Raw genomic sequence first — 23,723 nt, forward strand, 5'->3', positions numbered from 1 at the left:
CGTCGGCGACGGAGGTCCGGTGCGCGGCAGGCTGTTTCGGCAATTCTCTCTCCTCGAGGACCGTCAAAAGGCTGCGACACCGACCATAGCAGCGCCCCAAACAAATTCAAACACGTCGCGTTGATAATTGTGCGATCATGTTGATGTCGTCGGGTGGGTGTGGAAAAGTCACATGCGGCAATTTCGTTCCTGTTCGTGCTGAATCGGCAATTTATCACTATTTTTCAAATGCTTCTGTCTTGTGCGGGCGTGGTTGCATCGGGTGCAACGCTAAAATTTGAACACGATCGACCAAAATTGCTCCTTGAGGCGTTTGAATTTGTTCGCCTACAATCGCCGCTACGAGGGAGGTCGGCCCGGTGCCGGCCGAACGCGGAAGGCGCGGCGGAGGGCCGGGCGCTTTCGCCGCACGAGGAACAACATGGCTTCGATTGAGCTTGATCGCGTTTCCAAGATCTACGCGAACGGCGCCTATGGCGTGCGCGATGTCGATCTCAAGATCGAAGACGGCGAGTTCGTGATCTTCCTTGGGCCGTCCGGCTGCGGCAAGTCGACCACGCTGCGCATGATCGCGGGCCTCGAGAGCATCTCGGCCGGCGAGCTCCGCATCGGCGGGCGTAGCGTCAACGGCGTCGCGCCGCGCGATCGCAACATCGCCGTTGTCTTCCAGAGCTACGCGCTCTACCCGCACATGTCGGTCTGGCACAACATGGCCTTCGGCCTGAAGATGCGCGGCGTCTCCTCCTCCGAGATCGAGACCAAGGTGGCGGGCGCCGCCGACCTGCTCGGCCTCGGCCATCTGCTGCAGCGCAAGCCCGGCGCGCTTTCCGGCGGCCAGCGCCAGCGCGTCGCGCTCGGCCGCGCCATCGTGCGTGAGCCGGAAGCCTTCCTGCTCGACGAGCCGCTCTCCAACCTGGATGCCCAGCTGCGCGCCGAGATGCGGCTCGAGCTGGTCAAGCTGCACCGTCGCCTCGGCCGCACCATCGTCCATGTCACGCACGACCAGGTCGAGGCGATGACCATGGGCGACCGCATCTGCATCATGAAGGACGGCAGGCTGATCCAGCATGGCCGACCGCTCGACGTCTACGCCAACCCGGCCGACACCTTCGTGGCGCGCTTCCTGGCGACGCCGCCGATGAACCTGGTCGGCGCGCAGCTCGAGCACGAGGGCGAGGACCTGGTCGTCCGGGTCGACGCGGAGACGCGCCTCACCGTGCCGCGCAAGCACTATCTGCCCTATGTCCATAAGGCGGGCGGGCCGATCACGGCCGGCATCCGCGCCGAGGACATCTACGAGACGCAGGCGCACCCCGAGTGGCAGCGCATTTCCGTCAAGGTCGTGGCCGTCGAGGCGCTGGGCGCCGAGAACGTGCTGATCGGCATGGTCGGCCGCGACAAGCCCGTCGAGATCCAGGCGCGCCTCGGACGGCATTTCTTCGCGCCCGTCGACTCGACCGTCGATCTCTATGTCGACGTCGAGCCCATGCATCTTTTCGATGCCGAAACCGGCAAGGTGGTCGCGCGGCCGCCTCTGCCGGTCGGCCGCTAATCAGGGCGAGGAACCCATGCGCAAGTTCGGCCTGCATTTCGGTTTGATCCTGGCATGCGTGGTCGTGCTCCTGCCGCCGCTTTGGGCGCTGCGCACCAGCTTCGTGCCGGAATCGATGTCCTACAGCACGGAGATCCTGCCGGCGTTCACGCTCGACAACTATGCCGGCCTGTTCGAGAAGAACCGCTTCGGCACCTTCTACGTCAACAGCCTGATCGTGGCGCTCGGCTCCGTCGTCCTGGCTCTGCCCTTCGCGGCCTGCACCGGCTACGCCTTCGCCCGCTTCCGCACCGGCGGCCGCTTCGCCCGCTTCGTCGTGCTCGCCACCCAGATGCTGCCGCCCGTGGCGCTGGTGCTGCCCGCCTTCGCGCTTTTGCGCGGCGCCGGCCTGACCAACTCGCTGCCCGGCCTGATCCTCGTCTATTCGGCGCTGAACCTGCCGTTCCTGACCTGGATCCTGATGGGCTTCTTCGAGGGCGTGCCGGTCGACATGGAATGGGCGGCGCAGACCGACGGCGCCACCGCCTGGGGCGCGTTCTGGCGCATCGTCGTGCCGGTGTCGCTGCCCGGCATCGCGGCGGCCGGCGTGCTCGGCTTCATCCTGTCGTGGAACGAATTCCTGTTCGCGCTGGTCCTGAGCGGGCCGCAGACGGCGACGATCCCCGTCTCGCTGGCGGCGCTACAGACCTCGAACGGGGTGCAGATCGCCAAGGTTTCGGCGGGCGTGGTGCTGGCCATCCTGCCGCTCGTCATCGCATCGCGTTTCATCCAGCGCTTCATCATCCAGGGGTTGACGTTCGGCGGTGTCAAATAGGCCCGGAGGGACCCGGGCACTGCCGGCAGAGAGAGGGAGAACATCAATGACGCTGAAGAAAGTTCTGTATGCGGCCGCCGGCATCGGCGCGCTGATGGCGGCTTCGCCCGCCAACGCCGACGAGATCGTGCTGCGGGCGCTCATGGAGGACGTGCCCGAGACGCAGATCATCGAGGCGATGCTGCCCGATTTCGAGAAGGAGACCGGCATCAAGGTCGAGTTCGAGAAGATCGGCTATGGCGACATGCACGACAAGCTGGTGTCGCAGCTCGTCTCGCCGCAGAGCTACTACAACCTGCTCGAGGTCGACTTCCTCTGGGCCGGTGAATTCCCGGCCGCCGGTTGGCTCGCCGACCTGAAGCCGTTCGTCGAGAAGTCGAACTACGACCTGTCGCCGTTCATCCCGTCGACCCTCGACCTGCTCGGCCGCACGGAGGACAGCCTCCAGATCCTGCCGATGTACAACTACTCGATGGGCCTGCTCTACCGGAAGGACCTGCTCGAGGATCCGAAGCTCAAGGAAGCCTTCAAGGCCGCGACCGGCAAGGAACTCGCCGTTCCGACGACGCTCGCCGACTATGTCGAGATCTCGAAGTTCATGAAGGCGAATGCCGACGTCGCCGGCGCGGCGATGCAGGGCCAGCGCGGCGATCCGAACAGCATGGAGTTCTCGAACTACCTGTTCTCGGCCGGCGGTTCCTATCTCGGCGACGGCAAGAAGGTCACGCTCAACAGCCCCGAGGGCAAGGTGGCGATCGACCTCTATGTCGACAACATCAAGAACGGTGCCCAGCAGGGCGCGCTCTCGGCGACGCTTGACGACACGCTGCGCCTGATGTGCAGCGGCAAGGCGTTCAGCATGGTCACCTACTGGTGGATGCTGCCGCAGGTCGACAATGCCGAGAAGTGCCCCGAGGTCGCCGGCAAGGTCGCGCTGTCGGTCATGCCCGGCGGTCATGGCGAGAGCGGCGGCTGGGGCTGGGGCATTCCGAAGAATGTGACCCCGGAAGAGCAGGAAGCCGCCTGGAAGTTCATCCAGTGGGTGCAGAGCAGGGACGTCTCCGTCGCCCGCGCCCTGCAGGGCCATGCGCCGGTCCGCGCCGACGTCTACACGGACGCCAAGGTGCTGGAGAAGTACCCCTACTACAAGACCGCCCAGGACGTCGTGGCGACCGGCAAGTCGTTCCCGATCTTCGCCTATTCGGCGCAGTACGAGGACGTGCTCGGCACCAGCCTGTCGCAGGCCGGTGGCGGCGAGGTGACGACCGACGCGGCGCTCGAGGCGGCCCACAAGGGCCTCGAGGAACTGCTGGCCAAGTAAGCCGGCCCTGAAGACACGACGGAGCGCGGCGGCCCGCCGCGCTCCGGACACCCGCGTGGCACGGCCGCGCATGACGCAAGAGCGGACGGTAGAGTGATGACGGGCTGGAAGAGATTTGCAGAGCGCGAGATCCGCATCGGCTGGGGCTTCGCCGCGCCGGGCATGCTGCTGCTCGCCATCGTCATGGGCTTTCCGCTGCTCTATGCCTGCCTGCTTTCGGTCTCGTCCTACACGCTGATGAAGCCGGCCATCCTGCCGATCGTCGGCGTCGACAACTTCGCCACCATGATGGCGAACGAGCGCTTCTGGAACGCCACCTGGCTGACCGTGAAGTATTCGGTCGTCACCGTCGCCGTGCAGTTCGTCGTCGGCCTCGGCATCGCGCTGATGCTGAACCGGGTCGTCAGGACCAAGCCGATCTACTTCGCCATCCTCACCATTCCGATGGCGATGTCGCCGGTCAGCGTGGCGCTGATCTGGCGCATGCTGCTGCAGCCCAATCTCGGCATCATCAACCATTTGATGGAGACGATCGGCCTGCCGCGCTTCGACTGGCTCGGCTCGCCCAACCTGGCGCTCTGGACCATGGCCTTCATCGATGTCTGGCAGCAGATGTCCTTCGTCATCCTGATCCTGGCGGCCGGTCTCGCCTCGCTGCCGCGCGAGCCCTACGAGGCGGCCGAGGTCGACGGCGCCCGTCCGCTGCAGCAGTTCTGGTTCCTGACGCTGCCGATGCTGCGCCCGGTCGCGGCGATCACCGTCATCATCCAGCTGATCAACGAATTCCGCACCTACGACCTGCCCTATGTGCTGACCAAGGGCGGCCCCGGCACGGCGACCGAGGTGCTGAGCTTCTTCGCCTACCGCCAGGCCTTCCTCGGCCTCTCGATCAACGAGGGCGCGGCCGCCGCCTTCGTGCTGCTCGTCATCGTGCTGGCGATGACCGTGGTGTTCTTCGCGATGCTGGAAAAGCGCGCCAAGGGGTAGGGCGGGCGAGGGGGACCCGCGGTCCCGCGTCGTGCGGTCCTCGTCATCCCCGCGAAGGCGGGGATCCATGCCGCGCAAGGCGTGACCGTCCAGGCGCCCTGGAACCCGGCTGGATGGATCCCGGGTCAGGCCCGGCGAATGTGGCGCTCGTCTCTACCTCTTCCTGAGGGGATCCTCGCGCAACGCCATTCTCAACATGCTGAGGAGGCCCGAAGGGCCGTCTCGAAGCACGCAGAATGGTCCTGCAGCTCTCGAAGGTCGTGCGTCCTTCGAGACGGCTTGCTGCCGCAAGCCTCCTCAGGATGTTGAAGGCCGGTAATGGCTCCTCAGCCCTTCAGCCCCAGCCCGTCATGGCCGCTGCCGCAGAGGACGACCACCGTCCTCTCGCCGGGCGCGATCCTGACGTGGCCGTTGAGGACGGCGGCGGCGGCCGTCGCGGCGCCGAGCTCGACCGCGAGGCCGGTGTTCTTCCACATCCATTCCGCCGCGCCGACCGGCTCGTCCTCCGGCACCAGCACGATCTCGTCGACGCAGCGCTCGATGATCTCGAAATTGATCGGCTCGGTCGACCGCGCCGCGAGGATCGGAACGTTGGTGACGACATTCTCGAGCATGACCGGATGGCCGGCCTTGCGGGCCTCGTAGAGCGTCGGGCAGCCGACCGTCTCGACGCCGACGACGCGCACGCCCGGCTTCCGCTGCTTGATCGCCTCGGCGATGCCGGCGATCAGGCCGCCGCCGCCGATCGACACGACGACGGTGTCGACGTCGGGCATGTCCTCGAGGATCTCGAGCCCGATCGTGCCCTGGCCGGCGATCGTCGCCTCGTCGGCGAAGGGATGCAGCAGCGCGCCGCCGCGTTCCTCGGCAAGCTTGCGCCCGGCTTCCCAGGAGAGGTCCCAGAACTGGCCGACGACGTGCAGCTCCGCGCCATAGGAGGCGATGCGCTTGCGGGCGAGCTCGGTGGAGGTCGTCATCACGCAGATGCTGGCCGGCACGCCGAGCTGCTCGGCCGCATAGGCGATCGCCGCGCCGAAGTTGCCGCCCGACGCGGTGACGACGCCGCGCTTCCGCACGTCGTCCGGCAGAGACAGCACGCCGTTGAACGCGCCGCGCGCCTTGAACGAGCCGGAGACCTGCAGGCATTCCGGCTTGAACCAGAGATCGGCCCCCTCTGCTCGGCGAGGCGAGGGCGCGGCCGGCACCAGCGGCGTGCGGCGGACATGGCCGCGAATGCGGCGGGCGGCGTCGGTATAGGCGGTCGGTTGCATGGCATCACCGTGAGACGAACGATGGACGGGGCGGTCAGCCCTTGACGGCGCCGGCAAGCATCGACTTGCCGATATAGGGATAGGCGAACAGGCCGAGGATCAGCGGCGGCAGGATGCCGAGCGTGATGGCGGCCGAGGTCGGGCCCCATTCGATGCCGCGCGAGGTGACGAAGAAGGTGGCGCCGACGGTCACCGGCACGGCGCTCTTCGTCGTCAGGATCAGGCCGAACAGGAACTCGTTCCAGCTGTAGATGAACGAGAGCAGGAACACCGCCAGCATCACCGGCCGGCTCAGCGGCAGCACGACGTGCCAGAGCGTCTTCCACATCGAGGCGCCGTCGATCCGTGCCGCGTCGTCGAGCTCGCGCGGCACGTCCTGCACGAAGCCGACGAACAGCACCAGCGCGACCGGGATGTTGATGATGCAGGAGATCAGCGCGAGGCCGAGCCGGGTGTCGAGCAGGCCGACCTGCTTGTACATGAAGTAGAACGGGATCGCGAAGATGATCAGCGGCAGGGCACGCAGGTTGGTGATGACCGGCAGCAGCCAGCCGGTGCCGATCTTGTGCCGCGCCATCGCATAGGCGGCCGGCAGCGTCAGCAGGATGGCGAAGAGCGTGCCGGTCGTCGCGATGATGACGCTGTTCAGGATGTAGTGGCCGTAGTCGATGTTCGGCGAGGCGAGCACGGCGCGGTAGTGCTCGAGCGTCGGCTCGAAGATCCATTTCGGCGGATAGGCGTTGATGTCGGCGTTGGTCTTGAACGAGGTCAGGATGGTCGAGAGCACCGGGAAATTGACCAGGATGGCGACGGCGACGAAGACGATCCAGCGGCCGGCGTGAACGACGCCGTCGAGGCGGGAGCGGCGGGTGACGATCATCTCAGCTCCTCCGCACGACGAGGCGCATCGCCGAGGCGATCAGCGCGAGCGACATCAGCAGCAGCAGGATCGAGACGGCGACCGCCTCGCCAAGCGTGTGCTGCACGAAGAACAGCTTGTAGATGTAGATGCTGATCGAGGTGGTGAGGTTGCCGGGACCGCCGCCGGTCAGCACGTAGATGTGGTCGAACACGCGGAAACTGTCGATGAAGCGCACGAACAGGACGATCACCAGCGCCGGTATCATCAGCGGCAGCAGGATGTGGAAGCTCGAGCGGAAGCCGGTGGCGCCGTCGACGGCCGCGGCTTCCTCCAACTCGTAGGAAATGGTCTGGCGCGCTGTGAGCAGGATCAGGAACGCGAACGGCGTCCACTGCAGTACCTCGATGGCGACGATGGTCTTGTAGATGTTGCCGCGGCCGAGGAAGTTGACGCCGTAGCCCATCATCTCGAGATAGACCGGGATCGGACCGGTGAACTCGTTCAGGATCAGCCGGTACATGACGCCCATCAGCGCCGGCGACACCATCATCGGCAGCATCAGGATGGCGGTCATCCAGGGCCGCTTCACCAGCAGCGGATGCAGGATGAAGACGAGGACGAGGGCGGCGGCGACCTCGATCACCGTGCAGAGGACGGCGAATTTCAGCGAGAAGCCGAGCGCCTGCCACATCTTCGGATTGGAGAGCGCGGCGACGTAGTTGTCGAGCCCGACGAAGCTGCCGACCAGGTTCTGGAACGACACGTCGCTGAACGAGTACCAGAGGTTGATCAGCGTCGGGAAGCCGAGCAGCGCGGCCATGAACAGGCAGAGGGGCACGAGCAGGACCCGCGCCGAGGCGCGCTGCTGTTGTTCGAAACTGGTCGCGTCGGACATTCTCGCTCCGGGGCCGGGACTGCCGCGGGCGGAGCCGCGACAGTCCGTTCAGTGGGCAGATGGCTTAGGGCGCGAATGCCTTCTTCATGTCGGCGGTGACGTTGGCGATCGCCTCGTCCTCCTCGATCTCGCCGGTCCAGTAGCCGGTGAAGTTCTCGGCCTGGTTGGTGTAGATGCCGAGCGCCTTGGCGCTGGTGCCGCCGTTCATGACGAAGCCGTATTTGGCGGCGTGCTCGCCCATCAGCGCCATTTCCGGCCGGTCGGCGGCGATCACCGCCAGCGGACCCTCGGCGAGCGGCGGCGAGCCGCCTTCCTTGGCGTAGAGCGTCAGCGCGTCGGAGCTGCCGAGCCAGGAGAGGAACTTCTTCGCCTCGTCCTGCTTGTCGGAGTTCTTGTTGATGCCGAGGCCGAGGCTGTGGAAGTGGGTCTTCGGGCCTTCCGAGCCGGCCGGCTCGTGGCTGAGGCCGAGCTTGCCGGCAACGGCCGGGTATTTGGTGGCGTCGTTGAACTCCGGCACGGCGGCGTTCCACTGCAGCATGAAGGCGACCTGGCCGGCGCCGAAGACGCTGTTGGCTTCGCCATATTCATAGGTCGAGCTGTCGCCCGGCGTCGCCTCGTTGTCGGTGATGATCTTGTAGATCTCGAGGCCGCGCTTGTAGGCCGGCGAGTCGATGGTGATGTTGCCGTCCTTGTCGCGCCAGTCGCCGCCGTTCGAGGCGACCGTGCCCTGCCACAGCATGATGTTGTAGAGCAGGTTCTTCATCTGCAGCACGGTGCCGTAGCGGGTCGGGCTGTCGGGATTGATCGACTTGGTGAAGAACAGCGCCGAGGCGATGAAATCGTCCCAGTTCCACTGGTCGGCCGGCTTCGGCGACAGCTTCTTGCCGAGGATCTTCTCGGAGATCTCCTCGTATTTCGCCTTCCAGGCCGGATCGGAATTCAGCTGGTCGATCAGGTCGTTGCGGTAATAGAGGAAGTGCAGGCTGAGATCGGTCGGGATGCCGTAGGTCTTGCCCTCATACTTCTGCGTCTCGATCGAGTTCTTGGAGACGACCTTGTAGACGTCCTCGGTGATGATGTCGTCGATCGGCGTCATGAACGGCGCGTAGAGGCCGACGTCATAGGTCGCCGTCAGCATCACGTCGAACTCCTTCGAGCCCGCAGCGACGTCGGCCAGCATCTTCTCCTTGAAGCCCTGCTGGCTGAAATAGATGACCGAGGCCTTCGAGTTGTTCTTGGCGCCTTCCGTCGTATTGTAGAGGTCGAGCACCTTGCGGAAGGCGGATTCCGACGGCTCGCCGGGCCAGGCCAGGATGGTGATGTCGGCAAGGGCGGCCGTGCCGGACAGGAGCGTGGCGAGCAGCGCGGCCGTGGCCGTCTTGAAATTGGATCTCAGCATGTCGTTCCCCGTTGCTGAACCCTGGATGCGGTGTGCCGGCGGGACGGGGCGGCGCGGTCCTTGAAGTCCGCCGCGCCTTGAAACTCCGATCGCTCGCCAACGGTGATGAATTTATTCCATAGTTACAGAATTGAATTCACTACAACGGAAGCCTAACATGGTGACCTCGCGGGTCAAGGCCCGTCGTTTGTTCCGATCGTCACCGCAGGGCGCGCCGCGATGATCCTCATTCGTCCGGGCCGGCCCGTGCGCCGGCCCGATCCAGGCCCGCGCGGTTCAGGCGAAGCGCGCCAGGTTGAGCAGGCAGTCGCCCGACTGGCTGTGCGTGTGCAGCCGGCGCGACAGCACGATGCCGGCCTCCCTGAAATGCAGAACCGCGGGCGCCTCCAGTGGCCGTTCCAGGTCATGCAGCCAGCCGGCGACGTCGCCGGCCGCCACCGTGTCGCCGATCTCGACGGCAGGCTCGAACCAGCCCTCGCGCTCGGCATAGACGAAGAGCGACTGGCCGCCGGTCGCCAGCACCACCGTTTCCGGGCCGCGATCGGTATCGGTGTAGAGGATCGGTCGGCTGGTGAGGCCGAGGGCGAGCAGCAGGTTGTCGACGGCGCGCTGCGTCACCGCCATCGTCGCCTTGGTGGCGGTCGCGCCGCCGCCGAACTCGCCCGACAGCGCGATGCAGCCGGCGCGCAGCGCCGCCGCCATCGAGGTCGGCGAATCCGGGCCGTTGTCGGCGATCATGCCATAGGGCAGGCGCATCGCCTTCATCAGCTCCAGCCCCCGCGCGTAACGCTCGGCATCGCCCAGCCGCTCGATCAGGCTGCAGATCAGGTGGTCCATGCTGGTGCCGCCCGAATGCAGGTCGAGCACCACCTCGTGGCGCGGGAAGATCTCGTGCTCGATGTAATGCGCCATGCGCTGGGTCGGGCCGCCATAGGGATTGCCGGGAAAGGCGCGGTTCATGTTGCCGCCGTCGAAGGGCGAGCAGCGCTTCGCCGCCATCACGGCCGGGGTGTTGGCCGCCGGCAGGATGGTCAGCGCGCCCTGGATGTCGGCGGCCTCGATCAGGCGGATCGCCTTCAGGAGCGTCAGCTCGCCCTCATATTCGTCGCCATGGTTGCCGGCCATCAGCACCAGGCTCGGGCCGTCGCCGTTCCTGATCCGGCAGACCGGCATCTTGATCTGGTAGTAGGGCGAGCGGTCGATCGAATAGGGGAAGCTGAAGAAGCCGACCTGCTTGCCGTCCTTGTCCCAGTCGATGTCGGAAAAGGCGCCCGTATGCATGTTTGGTGTCCTTCGTGATGCGGTTTCGCCGTCGGCCGGGCCGGCGGCTCGATGTCTAGAAATGCGGTGATCGGCACGGCCCCGAGGGGTGGCGTCGTGGAAACGGGGAGACGGTGAGGCGATGCGTATCGAGGCGGGGCTCTATCTGGTGATGAGCGGCGGCGGCGGGTTCGACCTGACCGACAACTATGACTGCAACGTCTTCCTGGTCGAGGCCGAGGAGGGCTGGCTGATGTTCGACGCCGGCGCCGGCCGCTTCCCGGAGCAGGTCTTCGCCGTGCTCGCCGAGGACGGCATTGATCCGGCGCGGATCCGCCACCTGTTCCTGACGCATGGCCATGCCGACCATTCCGGCGGCGCGGCGGTTTTGCGCGAGCGGCTCGGCCTCACCATCCATGCCGGCGCGGCGACGGCGGCGATGGTGGCTGCCGGTGACGAGGAGGGGATCAGCCTCGGCAAGGCGAAGCGCGGCGGCGTCTATCCGCTGGACTACGCCTATCGCGCCTGCCCGGTCGACCGCGTCTGGTCTCCCGGCGAGACGCGACGCTTCGGCGACGTGACGGTCGAGATGATCCCGACGCCGGGCCACAGCCGCGACCACGTCTCCTATCTCGTCACCACGCCGCGCCGGCGCATGCTCGTCGCCGGCGACGCGCTGTTCCATGGCGGCAAGGTGGCAATCCAGGACATCGCCGATTGCGACATCGCCGCGATCTGCGAGACGGTGCGGGTGCTCGCCGCGCGTGACTTCGACACGCTGCTGCCCGGCCATCTCGCCTTCACGCTGAAGGATGCCCGCCGCCACGCGGATCTGGCGCTCGCCTGCGTCGATCGCCTGCAATGCCCGCCCTCCATCATCTGAACCATGCAGGACGGGGAGGGGGCGCATCAGCGTCGGCCTTCCCGCATGCCGCCGAAGATCATGGCGGAGAGGCCGCCGTCGATGGTGATCGTCGAGCCGGTGATGAAGCTCGAACCGTCCTCGGCCAGGAAGATCGCGGCGGTCGCCACTTCCTCCGGCAGGCCGGGCCTGGCCAGCGTCACCTCGTCGAGGACCTGCTCGGCGAGGCGCGGTTCGCTGTAGCCGGTATTGTTGCCGGTCACGTCGACAGGGCCTGGCGCGATCATGTTGACGAGGATGCCGTGGCGGGCGAGGTCGACGGCCATGGCGCGGGTCAGCATGGCGACGCCGCCCTTGGCGGCGACATAGGCGGCCGCTTCCGGCTCGGCCATGAAGGAATTGACGGAACCGATGGTGATGATGCGCGCGGTGCGGCCGTTCTTGCCGGCGCCGGCCGCCACCATGGCGCGGGCGCCGGCCCGGCAGGTGAGGAAGGTTCCGGTCAGGTTGACGTCGACATAGCGGTCCCAGTCGGCATCCGAGAGATCGAGGAAACTGCCGGTGCCGCCCTTGAGCGCGCCGCCGGCGACGAGGATGTCGAGGCCGCCGAGGCGGGCGACCGCGTCGGCCATCGCCGCGTCGATCGCGGCGCGGTCGGCGAGGTCGCAGGCGATCGGGATGGCGCCGGGCTCCGCGTAGCGGGTCGCGGCGAGCCGTGGCGCGAGGTCCATCGCCACCACGCTGGCGCCCTCGCGCAGATAGGCCTCGACGGTGGCGCGGCCGATGCCGCCGGCGGCGCCCGTGACGATCGCCGCCTTGCCCGCCAGCCGCCCGGGCCCTCTCGAAACGCCTGCCGTCGTCATGCTCGTCACCCGTCCCCCGGGCAGCGTTTCCTTGCCGAAGGCACGCTGCGCTTGACCTGATGAAGCAGAATGCTAACGTTCCATTCTAGTGATCGCAATTCCACAGATATGGAATTATCGACCGGGCGTCTCGGCTTCGCGCGTCGCCCGGAATTTCGAATGTGCCCTTGCGGCGCGGGAAACGGATGGTCCGATGAGCAAGCCTATCACCGCCGCTGCGGAGGGTAACTCCCCCCATGACCGGCTGCGCGCTTTGGGGATCGAGCTGCCGCGCCCGCCGCTGCCGGTGGCGAATTTCGTCACCCATGTGCGCGAGGGCAACCTGCTGTTCCTGTCGGGACAGGGGCCGATGCAGCCGGATGGCTTCGAGCATCATGGCAAGGTCGGCGCCGACGTGACGGTCGAGCAGGCCTATGACCACGCCCGCATCACCGGCATCAACCTGCTGGCCGTGATGCAGGACGCGCTTGGCTCGCTGGATCGGGTGCGGCGGGTGGTCAAGCTTCTCGGCATGGTCAACGCCGTGCCGGATTTCACCGCTCATCCGCAGGTGATCAATGGCTGCTCGGACCTGTTCCTGGCCGTGTTCGGCGAGGAGAAGGGCCGTCACGCCCGCTCGGCCGTCGGCATGGGTTCGCTGCCGAACCGCATCACCGTCGAGATCGAGGCGGTGATCGCCGTCGAGGACTGAGCCGCCTAGCGCTCGCGCCAGCCGAGCCGGCGCTCGATCGTCGCCGAGGCGTTGCGAACCGCGTCGGCATAGAGCTCCGGATTGGCGACGGCCTTGTGCTCGGGCAGGACGATCGAGATCGTCGCCACGCATTTTCCCGACGCGTCGCAGATCGGCGAGGCGACGCAGGAGACGAGGAAGTCCGTCTCGCTGATCTGGATCGAGAGCCGCTCCGCGAAGGCGCGGGCCGCGAGCCGCGACAGCGCCACCGCGTCCGTCTCGGCGCGCTCGGTCGGCGAGACGCGGGCGCTGCCGCGGAAGAGCGCGATCCGCTCCGCTTCGGGCAGGTGGCCGATCAGCAGCCGGCCCGACGCCGTCCAGTTCAGCGGCACGCGCGTGCCCACTTCCGACATGACGCGGAAATGGCCGGGGCCGTCGGCCATTGCGAGGACGACCATGTGGTCGCCGTCGAGGCCGCAGATCTGCACCGCCTCGCCGATCTCGCGGCCGAGCTCGTGCATGACGTGGCTCGCCTCGGCGAGGAAATCGAGCGAGCGCTGATAGGCGAGGCCGTAATGGTAGAGCCGGGGGCCGAGCCAGACGAGGCCGTCGGCGCGCCGCGTCAGCATGTCCCGCTCGACCAGTTCGTCGATCACCACATAGACGGTCGAGAGCGGCGCGCCGATCGCCTTGGCGATCGCATAGGCGCCGGCCGGCGCGCCGGTGACGTGGAGATGGTCGAGGATCTGCAGGGCGCGGTCCATGCCGCTGACGCGCGCGCGGCGCGGGGCCTTGGCGTCGCCGATGGCGGCGGCGGCGCGGCGTTGCGGTCCGGGCTTCATGGGCGCACCCTTCGCTGGCGTTCAGCGCTATTGCATATATGTGGAATAGGAGGGTGCCCGAGCGGCGTCAATGGCCGCCGGGTATCCGGCTGGTCCGCCGGGGTGCCTTCGCATCTACGCGTCGCGCGGCAGGACCTGCATCACGCGGGCGATGAAGATGTGGAAGGCCTCCATGTAGTCGCGCAGGAACTGCTCGGTCGACTCGTCGCGGACCTCGCCTTCGTCGCTGATCAGGCCGGGCTTGAACTGGATATAGGCCTCGGGCGCGTTCATCTGCGGGGCGTTGCAGAACGAGAGCACGCTGCGCAGGCTCTGCTGCGCCACCGCCGTGCCGATCGCGCCGGGCGAGGTGCCGATCACGGCGGACGGCTTGCGGGCGAAGGAGTTGGTGCCATAGGGCCGGCTCGCCCAGTCGATGGCGTTCTTCAGGCCGCCGGGGATCGAGCGGTTGTATTCCGGCGTCACGAACAGCAGCGCGTCGTTCGCCGCGATCGCCGCCTTGAACGCCTTGGCGACCGGCGGGAAGTCGGCGTCGTAGTCGTAGCTGTAGAGCGGCAGGTCCTTGAACGGGATCTCGGTGAATTTCAGGTTCGCCGGGGCCAGCTTGATGAGCGCCCTGGAGAGCTTGCGGTTGATCGAGGTCTTGGCGAGACTCCCGATGAAATAGCCGACCTGGTAGGTTTTCATGATCCATCCCGATTGAAAGCGACGCGGCTGCGGCGCCGTGGCCAGCGCCCCACGCTTCTAAAGAGCGCGCCGGCGAGGCGTTTCAAGTCGGACGGGGACGGGGATTGCGCGGCCCCGGCGCGAACCGATCAGGACGAAACCGGATCGCCCAGCTGGATCTCGCCCTCGAAGCGCTGGATCCGCGACGGTTCCGGCTGCGTCGAGGCCGAGAAATATTCGGGGTAGCTCTCCTGCACCAGGCCGATCACCGAGAAGATGCGGCGCAGATGGCCCCGCATCGCCTCTTCGGCCGCGTGGGTGTCGCCCCGCTCGATCGCCGCCGCGATGGTCCGGTGCTGGTCGATGACGACGGCGATGCTGTCCATGCTCGGGAAGGTCAGATAGCGGAAGCGGTCCATATGCAGCTTGGCGGCGCTGATATCGGCCCAGATGCCGGGGAAGCCGCCATAGGCGGCGATGTGCTGGTGGAACAATTCGTCCGACTGGAAGAAGCGCCGGTCGTCGGAGATCGCCATCAGCGTGTCCTGGATCGCCAGCTCGTCCTTCAGCTTCTGCACCAGCTCGTCGCGCTGCGGGTTCTCGATGGCGCGGGCGACGAGGCCGATCTCCAGCGCCTCACGCAGGAACTGCGACTTGCGCAGATTGGCGAGCCGGAGCGGCGCGACGACGCTGCCGCGCTGGGCGTAGATGTCGATCAGCCCGAGGCTGGCGAGGCGGGCCAGCGCCTCGCGCACCGGCGTGCGGCTGACGCCGAGCGCCTCCGACATCCCCTTTTCCGAGATCAGCTCGAAGGGCTTCAGGCGGAACGCCATGATCTCGTCGAGCAGGATGTCGAAGGTCCGCTGCGCCACCGAGCCGGCCGAGGCGGCTTCGGGGTAGAGGACGGAATTGCTGCGGGCCACGCGATCTCGCGCCATTCTGGCTATTCCACTCCTAGAGGCTCTGCAGTTTCAGGCCGTTCATGAAATGCCTGCGCAGCAGCAGGAACAGCGCGACGCTGGGCAGGCTGGCGAGCAGGGTCGCCGTCATCACGACGTTCGGCGTGGTGTTGGCGTAGCTGCCTTGTAGCACCATCAGCCCGTTCATGAGCGAGCGCGCTTCCTCGCGGCTGGTCAGCACCATGGAAAAGATCAGGTCGTTCCAGATCCAGGTGAACTGGATCAGGAACAGGGTCGCCATCGGCGCCCAGCAGTTCGGCAGGATGATCGAGCGGAAGATGCGGAACTCCGAGCAGCCGTCGATGCGGGCCGCCTCGTCCATCTCGCGCGGCAGGCCGGCCATGTAGTTGCGCAGCACCAGCACCGGGAAGGGGATGCAGACGGCGGTGTAGAACAGCATCATGCCGATGCGCGAATTCGTCATGCCGAGCTTGTTGTAGCCCATGAAGAGCGGGATCAGGTACATCTGCAGCGGGAAGATGGTGCCCGAGAAGATCAGCATGAACCAGAAGCCCTTGCCGCGGAAATCGATGCGGGTGAGCCCGTAGGAGGCCAGCGCCGCGATGAAGATCGCCGCGCCGCCGCCGACCACGCCATAGAGCAGCGAGTTCAGCATGCCGGAGCCCATCTTGGCCTTCGACCAGGCCTCGGCGACGTTTTCGAACACCGGCGTCAACGAGGTCGGCAGCGCCAGCGGATTGCCGAGTCCGTATTCCGCGTTCGATTTGAAGATCGAGATCGCCAGGTAATAGAACGGCGTCACCCAGGCGAGCGCCAGGATGGCGGTGATCGCGAACAGCACGACGCGTTGCGTGCGGGCCGGGTTGGCGCGGCGCGCGATGGCGTCGAAATCGAGCGTCGACAGGTCGAAGCGGGGCTCTGCGGCGGTGGTCGTGACGGACATGACGGATCCTCAGCGCTTGTCGAGGCGATGCTGGAGCGCGCCGAGCGACCAGGAGATGCTCATCGCGATGATGCCGAGCACGACGGCGATCGCCGCGCCATAGGCCCAGGAACCGGCGCGGAACGATTCCCAGTACTGGTTGACCGAGAGCGTCAGCGTCGAGCGGTTGGGGAAGTCGCGGCCCATCACCCAGACGAGGTCGAAGGAGGTGAAGCCGGCTAGCACCGAGACGGTGGTGACCATGATCAGCGTCGGCATCAGCAGCGGCAGCACGATGTGGCGGAAGACCTGGCCGCGCGAGGCGCCGTCGACCTTGGCCGCTTCCATCGGCTCGCTCGGCAGCGCGTTCAGGCCGATCAGGAGCAGCACCATCATCAGGCCGACCTGCTGCCAGATATGAGTGACGATCATCGCCGGGGTGGCGAGGTGGCTCTCGTAGAGCCAGCGGCTGGCGAGGTCGCCGAGGCCGACGGCGCGCAGGCCGGCATTCACGATGCCCTCGGTCGCGTAGACATAGTACCAGACGACGCCGACGGCGGTGGCCGAGAACATGCGCGGCAGGAAGAAGATCGACTTGAACGTCTCTTCGCCCGGAACGCCGCGCACCAGCATGGCGAGCGACAGGCCGATCGTCGCCGGCAGGACGAAGGAGACCGCGACCCAGATCATGGTGTTGATCGTCGCGTCGAAGAATTTCGGGTTGGAGGCGAGGCGCTGGTAGTTGGCGAGGCCGGCGAACTGGTCGAAGCCGGAGAATTTCGCCCATTGCGTCAGCGACGCGTAGACGTTGAAGACGACCGGCAGCAGCAGGAAGACGGTTACGAACAGGATGGCCGGCGCCATGAAGGCGAGCGCGGTCCAGAGCCGCTTGCGCGCGCGGCGTCGCTCCGCCGCGATCATCTCGTCGATCGAGGGCGCGCCCGGCGGCAGGGTGAAGGCTTGTTGCTGCGTCATGTCTCGTCTCCCGCGCCGGAATTGCAGATCCGCAAGCCCGGAATTTCACGCCGTTTCTTTACCTCTCCCAGAGGGGGACCTTTGCAGAACACCCAGTTCGCCATACTGGCCACGTCCTATGGGCAAGGCTCCGTCGCCCCGGCGAAGGCCGGGGCCCATGAACACCGGCCAAGAAAGCCTGGCCCAGCCTATCGGCCAAAAGCCGGCGTGTCTGGATCCCGGCCTTCGCCGGGATGACGGCGGAGGGTGGCAAGACCCGATCAGTATGACGAAGGCAGTGCTGCGCGAAGGTTTCCCTCAGGGAGAGGTGTAAGAGCGGTTCCACGAAGACCCGGCAGGGCGCGGTCGCGTCCTGCCGGGGATCCGGCGTTACTGCTTGCTGGCCCAGTACTGCGAGGCGATCGCCTCGATGTTGGCCATCGCCTTGTCGGCCGCTTCCGGCGAGGGATTGGTCATGAAGCGGTTGAACTCCTCGACCGCCGGCAGGACGATCTCGGACGGCGAGGCCTCCCAGTAGCGGGTGATCGAGTTGTACTTGCCGTCATTGGCGATCTTCGCGATGTCCGTGATGATCGTGTTCGGCGTCTTGGCCTTCAGGTTGCCGGCATAGAGGCCGGGATCGGTCGCCCAGCTGTTCATGGCGTTCTCGCTCATGTACCAGTCGGCGAACTTGGCGACGTCGGGGTTCTCGAGGCCGGCCTTGGTGATGACGATCGGCGCGCCCTCGACGATGACGTTGTTCGGCAGCGACGGGTCGACGTTCGGCATGATGAAGGCGCCGAAATCGGTGCCGGCCTTCATGCCGCCCTTCTCGACCAGGCCGATGACCCAGTCACCGAACAGGTACATCGCGCCCTTGCCGCGGGCGAAGTCGAGCGGCTCTTCCTGGCTCGCCGGATCGGTGAAGTAGCCCTTCTCGTAGAACTCGTTCCAGATCTTGAAGACGTTCTTGACGGGCTCGTCGGTGTATTTGAGCTTGCCCTGGTTGAGGAGGGCATAGGCTTCCGGATTGGTGCGGATCAGGAGTTCCTGGAACCACACGAAGCCGCGCCAGCCGTCCTGGATGCTGGCGTTGAACGGCGTGATGCCGGCGGCCTTCAGCTTGTCGGCGGCGGCGATCAGCTCTTCCCAGGTCGCCGGCGGGTTGGCGATGCCGGCCTTCTCGAACAGAGCCTTGTTGTAGAGCACGACCCAGCGGTTCAACCCGGTCGGCATGCCGTAGATGTGGCCGTCGATCGTGAAGGGCGCGGCGCTCGAGGCGTCATATTCGCCGGAGGCGATCTTCTTGGCCCAGAGGTCGTCGAGCGGCGCGAGCTGGCCGCTGTCGACGATCTCCTTCAGCTTGGTGCCGTTCCACCAGGTGAAGGCCTGCGGCGCCTCGCCCGACATCAGGCTCGACTGGATATAGGCCTGGAACTGGTCGGTGGCGTAGGCGCTGAAGTTCAGGTCGATGCCGTCCTTCTTCGCCGTCGCGGTCAGGCCGTCCCAGCCCGACTGGTAGAACGGCTTGTCGTGGAAGACGGTGACGGGATCGGCGGATGCCGCCGTCGCCGTGAACGTCATGCCCAGGGCCACAGCGGCCAGGAGCTTGGTCAGTTTCCTCTGCATGGCTCTCTCCTCCAGAGTTGGATGCGTCGGTTTCTCGTTATCTGCGCAACGAGCGGCCGCTGGCCGCGTCGAAGAGGTGCAATCGTTCGGTGTTCATCAGGAAGGTCAGCGTCTCGCCTTCCTCGACGGGGCGGGGGCGCTGCATGCGGCTGGTCAGGTCCGCGCCGCCGAATTCGGCGAAGATCAGCGTCTCGTTGCCGAGCGATTCCGTCAGGTTGACCTGCGCGGTGAAGCGGTGGGCGCGCTCGGGCGGCATGCCGTGGCCCTCCGGCACGATGTCCTCGGACCGGATCCCGAGCGAGACCGGCGTGCCCTCGGCGAGCGGCTCGAAGGCGTCGGCGTCGATCGGGACGGTCTCGGCGCCGGCGAGGCGGACGCCGGGGCGGCCGTCGCCGGTGCGGGCGATCGTGCCGTCGAGGATGGTCATCGCCGGCGAGCCGATGAACTGGCCGACGAAGCGGGTTGCCGGGCGCTCGAACACGTCGAGCGGCGCGCCGGCCTGCTCGATCAGCCCGTCGCGCATGATGACGATCTTGTCGGCCATGGTCATGGCCTCGATCTGGTCATGGGTGACGTAGATCGCGGTGGTGCCGAGGCGCTGGTGCAGGCGCTTGATCTCGACCCGCATGGCGCTGCGCAACTGCGCGTCGAGATTGGACAGCGGCTCGTCGAACAGGAAGACCTGCGGCTCGCGGATGATGGCGCGGCCCATGGCGACGCGCTGGCGCTGACCGCCGGAGAGTGCCGTGGTGCGGCGGTCGAGATAGTCGGTCAGGCGCAGGATCTCGGCGGCGTGGCGGACGCGGCGGTCGATCTCCTCGCGCGAGGCCTTCGCCACCTTCAGCGCGAAGGCCATGTTCTCGTAGACCGTCATGTGCGGGTAGAGCGCGTAGGACTGGAACACCATGGCGATGCCGCGATCGCGCGAGGGCACGTCGTTGACGCGGCGGCCGCCGATGCTGATGTCGCCATGCGACACGCTCTCGAGGCCGGCGATCATGCGGAGCGTCGTCGACTTGCCGCAGCCGGACGGGCCGACGAAGGCGACGAAGCTGCCGGCCTCGATCTCCAGGTCGATGCCTTTGACGGCGACCTGGCGGCCATAGACCTTGACGAGTTCGCGAAGGGTGACGTTGGACATGGGCTAGTCCTTGCGCGGCGAGCCGCCGATCCGCGACAGCAGGCCGCCGTCGACGCGGACGACCTCGCCGGTCACGAAGGAGGCGGCGTTGGAGCCGAGGAAGGCGACCACCTCGGCGATCTCTTCCGGCTGCGCGGTGCGGCCGAGCGGGTGCATGCCGTCGAGCACGCGCCAGAGCGCGGCCGGGTTCTCATTGAGCGCCACGGCGTCGCGCAGCATCGGCGTGTTGACGGCGCCGGGCGCCACCGCGTTGACCCGCACGCCGAGCGGCGCATAGTCGACCGCCATCGATTTCGTCATGCCGATCAGCCCGTGCTTGGCGACCGAATAGGCGAGCACGCCCTCCTGGCTGGCGAGCCCCTGCGCCGACGACATCAGCACGATGGCGCCGTGGCTCTCGCGCAGCATCGGCATGGCGGCGCGCGAGATCAGGTAGGCCGCCTTCAAATTGACGCTCATCACCTCGTCCCAGAGCGCTTCGTCCGTCGTCTCGACGGTGCCGTAGCGCTGGATGCCGGCATTGTGGGAGAGGAGGTCGAGTCCACCGAGCTTCTCACGCGCCAGCGCGGCGGCCTTTTCGCAGACCGCGCTGTCGGCGACGGAGCCGATCACCGTGTGGACGTCGCAACCGGCGGCGCGCAGCTCGCCGGCCAGGGTTTCGAGCGGCCCGGCGGCGAGGTCGAGCAGGACCATCGACGCCTTGTCGCGGGCGAGCCGCTCGGCGACTGCCCGGCCGATGCCCATGGCGGCGCCGGTGACCAGCGCGCGTTGTGCCTGTGCTGCCGCCATGCGGCTTCCTCCCTCGAATTTCGCCCGTTCGACTACCATGGCAGCCAAGCGGGCCTGATTTGCCGTCCGAACGGCCGGCGCGTCGCCGACCGCTTCCTTGCCTCAGCCGCGTGCCGCGCGGATCGCGGCCAGCGACGCCGCCATGCGGTCCCTCACGCTCTCGCCCGATCCTTCCGCGTACATCCACGATCCGCCGACCGAGGTGATGTTCCGGAGCTTGCCGTAGGCGGCGAGGTGGGCCTGCTGGATCTTGCCGCTCGGCATGAAGCTGACCGACGTGAAGATGCTGGCGAAATCGGCCAGCACCACCGTGCCGCCGGCCGGCTCGGCCGGGTAGAATTTCTGGAGGTGGAAGCCGGCGGCCTGCGCCGCCATCACCTCGCTCGCCGTCTGGACGCCGGGCACCAGCTGGATCGGCCCCTTCTTCGCATGGGCGCAGACGTCGGGCGCGAAGCCGGGGCTGATGCCGAACTGCGCGCCGGCATTGACGGCGGCGTCGTAGTGGGCCGTCGTCAGGATCGTGCCGGCGCCGACCAGCAATTCAGGGAAGCGCTGGCGGCAGGCCTCGAGCGCCGACAGCGCCGCGTCGCTGCGCATGACGATCTCGATCGCCTCGGCGCCGCCCTCGGCGAGCTGTTCGGCGAGGGAGAGCACGAAATCGACGGAGCGCGGCTGCACGATCGGCACGATCGCGGCCCGGCGCAGTCTGGGTTCGAGCGGGTTCGTCATCAGGCCGGTTGTCCTTCGAGCATGGCGAGCGTCTCGGCGCGGGTGGGCGCGCCGAGGCGGCCACCGAATTTCAGGCATTTGAGCGCGGCGGCGGCGCTGGCGAAGCGGATCGTCCGCTCCATGTCCCAGCCCTCGGCGAGGCCGACGGCGAAGCTGCCGTGGAAGACGTCGCCGGCGGCGAGCGTGTCGACCGGGGTGATCTTCGGCGCCGGCGTGTGGCGGATCGCGCCCGTCGCTTCGTCGCGCCAATAGGTGCCGGCGCCGCCGGCGGTGATCGCGACGAAGACGCCGGTGCGGGCGTGCAGCATCGATACCGCTTCCTCGACGGCGACCTCGCCGCAGAGGATCGCCGCCGCCGGTTCCGAGGCGACGATGTGGGTGGCGTGCGGCAGCAGATCCTCGAGGATCGGCCGCGCCGCGACGTCTATGTCGAGGATGGCGGGGATGCCGGCCTTCTTCGCGCCCTGCAGCGCCAGCGCGGCCGCGCCCGGCCAGCGCACGTCGGTCAGCACCGCGTCGAAGCCGGAGAGATCGAAGGGCAGGGCCTCCGGCGGCGTCGTGGCGCGCGGATCGTAGAACGGCACGATCATGCGCTCGCCCGCCGCGTCGACGAGGATGGTGGCGATCGCCGAGCGGGCGCCGGCGACGCGGCGCACGCCCGAGCAGTCGATGCCCTCGGCGGTGAGTTCGGCGGTCAGCTCCGTGCCCAGAATGTCGTCGCCGACGCTGGCCCAGAGCGAGACCGCCGCGCCCTGTCGATGCGCGGCGGTTGCCGCGCTCGACGCCATGCCGGCGGCGTTCTGCACCGCCTCGACCGGGATGAACTTGCCCGCGCCGCGCGGCAGCTGGTCCAGCCGGAAGATCGTATCCTGCGTCAGCGCGCCGACGCACAGGATGCGGGGTGCACGGCTCATTGCAGGGCGAGCCTGTAGCCGCGCTGATGCGCGAGCGTGGTCATGACGCCACGCAGCTCCGCGAGGCCGCGCAGGCGACCGATCACCGGATAGCCGGGATGCGTCGGGCGCGTCGCGTCGTCGATCAGGTCGTGGCCGTGGTCGGGCCGGAACGGGATGAGGGCGTTCGGCAGGCCTTCGGCGCGGCGGCGCTGCTCTTCCTCCATCAGCGCGCTCACCACCGCCACCATGTCGACGTCGCCGCCGAGATGGTCGGCTTCCATGAACGAGCCGTCCGGCTCCTTGGTGACGTTGCGCAGATGGCTGAAGAAGATCTTCGAGGCGAAGCGTCTGGCGATCGCCGGCACGTCGTTGTCCGGATTGGCGCCGAGCGCGCCGGAGCAGAGCGTCAGGCCGCTCGACGGCGACGGCACGCTCTCCAGGATGAAGGCGATGTCGTCGGCGTTCTTGACGATGCGCGACAGGCCCATGATGTCGCGCGGCGGGTCGTCCGGATGGATCGACATCACGACGCCGGCCTCCTCCGCCGCCGGCAGCACGCTCTGCAGGAACTGCACCAGATTGGCGCGCAGCTTGGCGTGGTTCATCTCGGCCTGCTCGGCCAGAACCTCGCGCAGCTCCTCGACGTCGTAGCGTTTGAAGGCGCCGGGGAGGCCGGCCATGATGTTGGCGAGCAGGCGCGTCTTCGCCTCGGCCGGCGTCGTGTCCATCCACTCGCTCGCCCGCTGCAGCACGTCCTGGCTGTAGTCGCGATCGGCGCCCGGCCGCTGCAGTACGTGGCAGTCGAAGGCGGCGACCTCGTGCATGTTGCACTTCAGCGCCCGCGCGCCGCCCGGCAGCGGCACGGCGAGATCGGTGCGCGTCCAGTCGAGCAGGGTCATGAAATTGTAGCAGACGGTGCGCACGCCGGCCTGGCCGAGATTGCGCAGCGTCTGGCGGAAATTCTCGTAGAGCCGGTCGAGGTCGCCGCGGCCGAGCTTGATGTCGTCATGCATCGGCACGCTCTCGACGACGCTCCAGCGCAGGCCGAGCGAGGTGTCGCTCTCGATCATCGCCTTGCGCTCGAGGATCGCCTCCAGCGGCCAGACCTCGCCATAGGGGATGTCGTGCAGGGCGGTGACGATGCCGGTCGCGCCCGCCTGACGGGCATGCGCAAGCGTGGCCGCATCCTTCGGTCCGAACCAACGCCAGGTCTGTTCCATTCCATCCATCCCGCATCTGCAATTTCGACCACGCGCCCGTCCGGCATCGGATCGTCGGCGCGCCCCGGCCCACCTTCCGGGGCCGCCTGCATCTAAGGGGCTACTACCATGGTAGTCAACTTTATTGCGATGCGAGGTGTGTAAATTCGCTGGCGTCGTTCGTGATCGGCGCGCCGTCCGGGCGGACGAAATGGCATGGCGGCGGCCTTGCGCGCGGATGCTAAACTGGCGAAAAGGCCGACTGAGTCGCGCCGATGCC

Annotated in this window: 23 protein-coding genes; 6 read left to right on the forward strand and 17 right to left on the reverse strand. The window is 67.2% G+C overall.

Annotated elements, in window-relative coordinates:
- Window positions 1–421: 421 nt before the first annotated feature.
- The 4 genes from G539_RS0107765 (at window position 422) to G539_RS0107780 (ending at window position 4,674) form a co-directional block, all read left to right on the forward strand.
- Window positions 422–1,552: an ABC transporter ATP-binding protein gene (locus G539_RS0107765; RefSeq protein WP_029074686.1), complete on the forward strand. Its 1,131-nt coding sequence runs from the start codon at window positions 422–424 to the stop codon at window positions 1,550–1,552.
- Between the two features lie 16 nt (window positions 1,553–1,568).
- Window positions 1,569–2,366 carry a carbohydrate ABC transporter permease gene (locus G539_RS0107770; RefSeq protein WP_029074687.1) on the forward strand — a complete coding sequence of 266 codons (798 nt, stop codon included), beginning with the start codon at window positions 1,569–1,571 and terminating at the stop codon, window positions 2,364–2,366.
- A gap of 46 nt (window positions 2,367–2,412) precedes the next feature.
- Window positions 2,413–3,687, forward strand: a complete 1,275-nt coding sequence (locus G539_RS0107775; protein ID WP_029074688.1) for an ABC transporter substrate-binding protein — start codon at window positions 2,413–2,415, stop codon at window positions 3,685–3,687.
- Between the two features lie 96 nt (window positions 3,688–3,783).
- The gene (locus G539_RS0107780) at window positions 3,784–4,674 is read left to right on the forward strand and encodes a carbohydrate ABC transporter permease (RefSeq protein WP_035830543.1); all 891 of its coding nucleotides are present in this window, start codon (window positions 3,784–3,786) and stop codon (window positions 4,672–4,674) included.
- Window positions 4,675–5,000: 326 nt separating this feature from the next.
- Here the strand turns inward: G539_RS0107780 and G539_RS0107785 are convergent, their stop codons facing one another.
- The 5 genes from G539_RS0107785 to G539_RS0107805 all read right to left on the reverse strand — a co-directional run bounded on the left by G539_RS0107785 (window position 5,001) and on the right by G539_RS0107805 (window position 10,382).
- Window positions 5,001–5,945 (reverse strand): threonine ammonia-lyase, encoded by a 945-nt coding sequence (locus G539_RS0107785; protein WP_029074690.1) that lies wholly within the window; start codon window positions 5,943–5,945, stop codon window positions 5,001–5,003.
- Between the two features lie 34 nt (window positions 5,946–5,979).
- Window positions 5,980–6,825, reverse strand: a complete 846-nt coding sequence (locus G539_RS0107790; RefSeq protein WP_051231188.1) for a carbohydrate ABC transporter permease — start codon at window positions 6,823–6,825, stop codon at window positions 5,980–5,982.
- A 1-nt stretch (window position 6,826) separates the two neighbouring features.
- A complete protein-coding gene (locus G539_RS0107795) occupies window positions 6,827–7,702 on the reverse strand; it encodes a carbohydrate ABC transporter permease (RefSeq protein ID WP_029074692.1) in 876 nt (291 codons plus the stop codon).
- Between the two features lie 64 nt (window positions 7,703–7,766).
- On the reverse strand, window positions 7,767–9,101 hold the full coding sequence (locus G539_RS0107800) for an extracellular solute-binding protein (protein WP_029074693.1): 1,335 nt from the start codon (window positions 9,099–9,101) through the stop codon (window positions 7,767–7,769).
- A 276-nt stretch (window positions 9,102–9,377) separates the two neighbouring features.
- Window positions 9,378–10,382: a succinylglutamate desuccinylase/aspartoacylase family protein gene (locus G539_RS0107805; RefSeq protein ID WP_029074694.1), complete on the reverse strand. Its 1,005-nt coding sequence runs from the start codon at window positions 10,380–10,382 to the stop codon at window positions 9,378–9,380.
- Between the two features lie 121 nt (window positions 10,383–10,503).
- Here G539_RS0107805 and G539_RS0107810 point away from each other — a divergent pair, with 121 nt between their 5' ends.
- Window positions 10,504–11,244, forward strand: a complete 741-nt coding sequence (locus G539_RS0107810; RefSeq protein ID WP_029074695.1) for an MBL fold metallo-hydrolase — start codon at window positions 10,504–10,506, stop codon at window positions 11,242–11,244.
- A gap of 26 nt (window positions 11,245–11,270) precedes the next feature.
- On the opposite strand, the gene G539_RS0107815 is transcribed toward G539_RS0107810, so the two are convergent.
- On the reverse strand, window positions 11,271–12,086 hold the full coding sequence (locus tag G539_RS0107815; RefSeq protein ID WP_035830765.1) for an SDR family NAD(P)-dependent oxidoreductase: 816 nt from the start codon (window positions 12,084–12,086) through the stop codon (window positions 11,271–11,273).
- Window positions 12,087–12,279: 193 nt separating this feature from the next.
- Here G539_RS0107815 and G539_RS0107820 point away from each other — a divergent pair, with 193 nt between their 5' ends.
- On the forward strand, window positions 12,280–12,777 hold the full coding sequence (locus tag G539_RS0107820; RefSeq protein WP_029074697.1) for a RidA family protein: 498 nt from the start codon (window positions 12,280–12,282) through the stop codon (window positions 12,775–12,777).
- Between the two features lie 5 nt (window positions 12,778–12,782).
- Here G539_RS0107820 and G539_RS0107825 read toward each other — a convergent pair whose 3' ends face one another.
- The 11 genes from G539_RS0107825 to uxuA form a co-directional block, all read right to left on the reverse strand.
- Window positions 12,783–13,598, reverse strand: coding sequence for an IclR family transcriptional regulator (locus G539_RS0107825; protein WP_029074698.1), 816 nt, complete (start codon window positions 13,596–13,598; stop codon window positions 12,783–12,785).
- Between the two features lie 114 nt (window positions 13,599–13,712).
- Entirely contained in the window at window positions 13,713–14,285 is a 573-nt protein-coding gene (locus G539_RS0107830; protein ID WP_029074699.1) for an NADPH-dependent FMN reductase, read from the reverse strand.
- 128 nt (window positions 14,286–14,413) lie between these two features.
- Window positions 14,414–15,202: a GntR family transcriptional regulator gene (locus G539_RS24095; RefSeq protein WP_084639872.1), complete on the reverse strand. Its 789-nt coding sequence runs from the start codon at window positions 15,200–15,202 to the stop codon at window positions 14,414–14,416.
- Window positions 15,203–15,218: 16 nt separating this feature from the next.
- The gene (locus G539_RS0107840) at window positions 15,219–16,127 is read right to left on the reverse strand and encodes a carbohydrate ABC transporter permease (protein ID WP_051231191.1); all 909 of its coding nucleotides are present in this window, start codon (window positions 16,125–16,127) and stop codon (window positions 15,219–15,221) included.
- Between the two features lie 9 nt (window positions 16,128–16,136).
- Window positions 16,137–17,081, reverse strand: coding sequence for a carbohydrate ABC transporter permease (locus G539_RS24100; protein WP_051231192.1), 945 nt, complete (start codon window positions 17,079–17,081; stop codon window positions 16,137–16,139).
- A gap of 369 nt (window positions 17,082–17,450) precedes the next feature.
- Window positions 17,451–18,689: an ABC transporter substrate-binding protein gene (locus G539_RS0107850; protein ID WP_029074701.1), complete on the reverse strand. Its 1,239-nt coding sequence runs from the start codon at window positions 18,687–18,689 to the stop codon at window positions 17,451–17,453.
- Between the two features lie 37 nt (window positions 18,690–18,726).
- Window positions 18,727–19,830: an ABC transporter ATP-binding protein gene (locus G539_RS0107855; protein ID WP_029074702.1), complete on the reverse strand. Its 1,104-nt coding sequence runs from the start codon at window positions 19,828–19,830 to the stop codon at window positions 18,727–18,729.
- A 3-nt stretch (window positions 19,831–19,833) separates the two neighbouring features.
- Window positions 19,834–20,619, reverse strand: coding sequence for an SDR family NAD(P)-dependent oxidoreductase (locus G539_RS0107860; RefSeq protein WP_029074703.1), 786 nt, complete (start codon window positions 20,617–20,619; stop codon window positions 19,834–19,836).
- Between the two features lie 102 nt (window positions 20,620–20,721).
- A complete protein-coding gene (gene eda / locus G539_RS0107865) occupies window positions 20,722–21,348 on the reverse strand; it encodes a bifunctional 4-hydroxy-2-oxoglutarate aldolase/2-dehydro-3-deoxy-phosphogluconate aldolase (protein WP_029074704.1) in 627 nt (208 codons plus the stop codon).
- Window positions 21,348–22,262, reverse strand: a complete 915-nt coding sequence (locus G539_RS0107870) for a sugar kinase (protein WP_029074705.1) — start codon at window positions 22,260–22,262, stop codon at window positions 21,348–21,350. The genes eda and G539_RS0107870 overlap by 1 nt, the downstream gene beginning before the upstream one ends.
- Complete coding sequence (gene uxuA, locus G539_RS0107875) at window positions 22,259–23,464, reverse strand: mannonate dehydratase (RefSeq protein ID WP_029074706.1); 1,206 nt, start codon at window positions 23,462–23,464, stop codon at window positions 22,259–22,261. The genes G539_RS0107870 and uxuA overlap by 4 nt, the downstream gene beginning before the upstream one ends.
- Window positions 23,465–23,723 lie beyond the last annotated feature (259 nt).

The sequence above is a fragment of the Kaistia adipata DSM 17808 genome (assembly GCF_000423225.1).
Lineage (GTDB): Bacteria > Pseudomonadota > Alphaproteobacteria > Rhizobiales > Kaistiaceae > Kaistia > Kaistia adipata.

Coding starts and splice junctions, on each gene's coding strand:
- G539_RS0107765 (WP_029074686.1), top strand. CDS start 422: ATGGCTTCGATTGAGCTTGATCGCGTTTCCAAGATCTACGCGAACGGC.
- G539_RS0107770 (WP_029074687.1), top strand. CDS start 1,569: ATGCGCAAGTTCGGCCTGCATTTCGGTTTGATCCTGGCATGCGTGGTC.
- G539_RS0107775 (WP_029074688.1), top strand. CDS start 2,413: ATGACGCTGAAGAAAGTTCTGTATGCGGCCGCCGGCATCGGCGCGCTG.
- G539_RS0107780 (WP_035830543.1), top strand. CDS start 3,784: ATGACGGGCTGGAAGAGATTTGCAGAGCGCGAGATCCGCATCGGCTGG.
- G539_RS0107785 (WP_029074690.1), bottom strand. CDS start 5,945: ATGCAACCGACCGCCTATACCGACGCCGCCCGCCGCATTCGCGGCCAT.
- G539_RS0107790 (WP_051231188.1), bottom strand. CDS start 6,825: ATGATCGTCACCCGCCGCTCCCGCCTCGACGGCGTCGTTCACGCCGGC.
- G539_RS0107795 (WP_029074692.1), bottom strand. CDS start 7,702: ATGTCCGACGCGACCAGTTTCGAACAACAGCAGCGCGCCTCGGCGCGG.
- G539_RS0107800 (WP_029074693.1), bottom strand. CDS start 9,101: ATGCTGAGATCCAATTTCAAGACGGCCACGGCCGCGCTGCTCGCCACG.
- G539_RS0107805 (WP_029074694.1), bottom strand. CDS start 10,382: ATGCATACGGGCGCCTTTTCCGACATCGACTGGGACAAGGACGGCAAG.
- G539_RS0107810 (WP_029074695.1), top strand. CDS start 10,504: ATGCGTATCGAGGCGGGGCTCTATCTGGTGATGAGCGGCGGCGGCGGG.
- G539_RS0107815 (WP_035830765.1), bottom strand. CDS start 12,086: ATGACGACGGCAGGCGTTTCGAGAGGGCCCGGGCGGCTGGCGGGCAAG.
- G539_RS0107820 (WP_029074697.1), top strand. CDS start 12,280: ATGAGCAAGCCTATCACCGCCGCTGCGGAGGGTAACTCCCCCCATGAC.
- G539_RS0107825 (WP_029074698.1), bottom strand. CDS start 13,598: ATGAAGCCCGGACCGCAACGCCGCGCCGCCGCCGCCATCGGCGACGCC.
- G539_RS0107830 (WP_029074699.1), bottom strand. CDS start 14,285: ATGAAAACCTACCAGGTCGGCTATTTCATCGGGAGTCTCGCCAAGACC.
- G539_RS24095 (WP_084639872.1), bottom strand. CDS start 15,202: ATGGCGCGAGATCGCGTGGCCCGCAGCAATTCCGTCCTCTACCCCGAA.
- G539_RS0107840 (WP_051231191.1), bottom strand. CDS start 16,127: ATGTCCGTCACGACCACCGCCGCAGAGCCCCGCTTCGACCTGTCGACG.
- G539_RS24100 (WP_051231192.1), bottom strand. CDS start 17,081: ATGACGCAGCAACAAGCCTTCACCCTGCCGCCGGGCGCGCCCTCGATC.
- G539_RS0107850 (WP_029074701.1), bottom strand. CDS start 18,689: ATGCAGAGGAAACTGACCAAGCTCCTGGCCGCTGTGGCCCTGGGCATG.
- G539_RS0107855 (WP_029074702.1), bottom strand. CDS start 19,830: ATGTCCAACGTCACCCTTCGCGAACTCGTCAAGGTCTATGGCCGCCAG.
- G539_RS0107860 (WP_029074703.1), bottom strand. CDS start 20,619: ATGGCGGCAGCACAGGCACAACGCGCGCTGGTCACCGGCGCCGCCATG.
- eda (WP_029074704.1), bottom strand. CDS start 21,348: ATGACGAACCCGCTCGAACCCAGACTGCGCCGGGCCGCGATCGTGCCG.
- G539_RS0107870 (WP_029074705.1), bottom strand. CDS start 22,262: ATGAGCCGTGCACCCCGCATCCTGTGCGTCGGCGCGCTGACGCAGGAT.
- uxuA (WP_029074706.1), bottom strand. CDS start 23,464: ATGGAACAGACCTGGCGTTGGTTCGGACCGAAGGATGCGGCCACGCTT.